2 protein-coding genes and 1 pseudogene are annotated in these 3,026 nt (G+C 64.4%); all 3 read left to right on the plus strand.

Annotated elements, in window-relative coordinates; translation table 11 throughout:
* Positions 1-208: pseudogene (locus RMO40_RS08505) on the plus strand (hypothetical protein); the annotation flags it as partial.
* Complete coding sequence (gene nusA, locus RMO40_RS08510) at positions 205-1,683, plus strand: transcription termination factor NusA (protein ID WP_309719066.1); 1,479 nt, start codon at positions 205-207, stop codon at positions 1,681-1,683. The pseudogene RMO40_RS08505 and the gene nusA, both read left to right, overlap by 4 nt.
* A gap of 70 nt (positions 1,684-1,753) precedes the next feature.
* On the plus strand, positions 1,754-3,026 hold a 1,273-nt coding region (locus tag RMO40_RS08515), incomplete at its 3' end, for a translation initiation factor IF-2 N-terminal domain-containing protein (protein WP_309719069.1).

Raw genomic sequence — 3,026 nt, forward strand, 5'->3', positions numbered from 1 at the left:
GGAAGCATTGGGCGAAGGTTGGCGCCTGGTGCTCAAGAGCGACACCAAAGGCACGGCTGACCAAGCCCTGGATTTTTCGCTTGATGAGGTAAAGGAGGCCCGCTTGGTGCCCGTGGTGGACTTCAAAGGCCGGCGTTTCCAGCCGGTTGAAGCACCCCAGGGTGACGAAGCGACGGCTGACGATGTTGACGGAGATCGCAAGCAATGAATCGTGAACTGCTGATGCTGGTAGACGCCATCTCACGCGAAAAAAGCGTGGATCGCGAAGTCGTGTTCAACGCCGTCGAGGCCGCCCTGGCTTCGGCCAGCAAAAAGCTGCACGGTGGTGAGGTGGACATCCGCGTCACCATCGACCGCGACAGCGGCGAGTACGAGACCTTCCGCCGCTGGCACGTGGTGCCGAATGAAGCCGGCCTGCAGTTGCCCGACTCCGAGATCCTGCTGTTCGAAGCGCAAGAGCAGATCTCCGACATCGAGGTCGACGACTACATCGAAGAACCGGTCGAGTCGGTGACCATCGGCCGCATTGGTGCGCAAGCGGCCAAGCAGGTCATCCTGCAAAAGATCCGTGACGCCGAGCGCGAGCAGCTGCTGACCGATTTCCTGTCGCGTGGCGACAAGGTTTTCGTGGGCACCGTCAAGCGCCTCGACAAGGGCGATGTGATCGTCGAGTCGGGCCGTGTCGAAGGGCGCCTGAAGCGCAGCGAGATGATCCCGAAAGAAAACCTGCGCTCCGGTGACCGCGTTCGCGCCTACATCGCCGAAGTCGACCCCACGCTGCGTGGCCCGCAGATCGTGCTGTCGCGCAGCGCCCCCGGCTTCATGATCGAGCTCTTCGCACAAGAAGTGCCTGAAATCGAGCAAGGTTTGCTGGAGATCAAGTCGTGTGCCCGTGACCCGGGTTCGCGCGCCAAGATCGCCGTGATCTCGCACGACAAGCGCGTCGACCCCATCGGCACCTGTGTCGGTGTGCGTGGCTCGCGTGTCAATGCCGTGACCAACGAGCTGGCGGGTGAGCGTGTCGACATCGTGCTGTGGTCCGAGGACCCGGCGCAGTTCGTGATCGGTGCGCTGGCTCCGGCCAACGTGCAGTCGATCGTGGTCGACGAAGAGCGTCACGCCATGGACGTGGTCGTCGACGAGGAAAACCTCGCCATCGCCATCGGCCGCGGTGGCCAGAACGTGCGCCTCGCCTCCGAGATGACCGGCTGGCGCATCAACATCATGACGGCCGAAGAGTCGCAAGCCAAGCAGAGCGAAGAGTCCGACGGCGTGCGCAAGCTGTTCGTCGACAAGCTCGACGTTGACGCCGAAGTGGCCGACATCCTGATCGCCGAAGGTTTCAGCAGCCTGGAAGAAGTGGCCTACGTGCCCATGCAGGAAATGCTGGAGATCGAAGGCTTCGACGAAGACACCGTCAACGAGCTGCGCACCCGCGCCAAAGACGCGCTGCTCACCATGGAAATCGTGCGTGAAGAGAAGGTCGATGACGTCTCGCAGAATCTGCGCGACCTCGATGGTTTGACCCCTTCACTGATCGCCAAGCTGGCCGAAGGCGGCGTCAACACCCGCGACGACCTGGCCGACCTGGCCGTCGACGAACTGACCGAAATCACCGGCGTGGCCGATGACGAAGCCAAGGCCTTGATCATGAAGGCACGCGAACACTGGTTCACGACCTGATCACTCACCTGAAGCCCACATTGATTCAGCACCGCAGCAGCACCGCAAGTACCAAGCAAGGATATTCACAATGGCTGTGACCACCGTCGCCCAGTTAGCCGCCGAGCTCAACCGCTCAGCCGCGGCACTGCTCGAGCAGCTCCAGTCGGCCGGCGTCGCCAAGAAGTCGACCGATGACGCGCTGACCGAGTCCGACAAGGAGCGGCTGCTTGACTTCCTGCGCACAGCGCACGGCACTGCTGCCGGCGCCGAGCGCAAGAAGATCACGCTCACCCGCAAGTCGACCAGCGAGATCAAGCAGGCCGATTCGAGCGGCAAGGCACGCACCATCCAGGTGGAAGTGCGCAAGAAGCGCACCTTCGTCAAGCGCGATGAAACCGCGGTCGATGAGCCCGCCGAAGCCGCGAACGACGAAGCCGAGTTGCAGCGTCGCCAAGCCGAGGCACAAGCCCAGGCCGAGCAGCTGCGCCTGCAAGAAGAAGAGCTGGCCGAAAAGCGCCGCCTGCGTGAAGAGCAGGAAAAGCGTGACCGCGAAGCCGCTGAAGCGCGCCAGCGCGAGGCCGCTGAAGCCGCCGCCAAGGCGTTGGCTGACGCTGCTGCAGCGGCAGCCGCTGAAGCCGCCTCGGGCGCCAAGGCCGCCGCCGCACAGGCTCCTGCCGCTGTCGCTGCACCCGCGCCCGCCCCGGCTCCGGTCGAGCCCGCCAAGCCTGCATTGCGTGTGATCAAGGCCGCCGATGTGGTGGACGAAGAGAAGCAGCGTGCCGCCGACCTCGCCAAGCGCCGCAAGGCCGCTGAAGACGAAGCCCAGGCCATTCGCGCGATGATGAACGCGCCCAAGCGCGTGCCTCAGGTCAAGAAGCCGGAAGAAGCGCCGAAGCCGGTCGCCGAAGGCATCAAGGGCACCATCCACAAGCCGGCCGCGGCCCCGGGCGCAGCTGCTGCGCCGGGCGCAGTGGCCAAGCCGGGCGACAAGAAGTCGATCAAGTCCGAGAAGCTGTCGTCCAGCTGGGCCGATGACGCCGCCAAGAAGCGCGCCGTCAAGGGCCGCACCGATGCCCCGGGTGGCGCCAGTGCCCGCCCGGGTTGGCGTGCTCCGCGTGGCGGCCGCCGTGGCGACCGGGGTGACAGCAACCAGTCCACCTTCGTGGCACCGGTTGAGCAGCAGGTGCAAGAAGTGCACGTGCCCGAAACCATCAGCGTGGCCGACTTGGCGCACAAGATGTCGGTCAAGGCCAGCGAGGTCATCAAGCAGCTGATGAAGCTCGGCCAGATGGTCACCATCAACCAGCAGCTGGACCAAGAGACGGCGATGATCGTCGTCGAAGAGATGGGCCACAAGGCTC

Source organism: Rhizobacter sp., assembly GCF_031412075.1.
Classification (GTDB): domain Bacteria; phylum Pseudomonadota; class Gammaproteobacteria; order Burkholderiales; family Burkholderiaceae_C; genus Rhizobacter.

Excerpts from the sequence above, each read along its gene's own strand:
- nusA (WP_309719066.1), top strand. The coding sequence starts at position 205 with ATGAATCGTGAACTGCTGATGCTGGTAGACGCCATCTCACGCGAAAAA.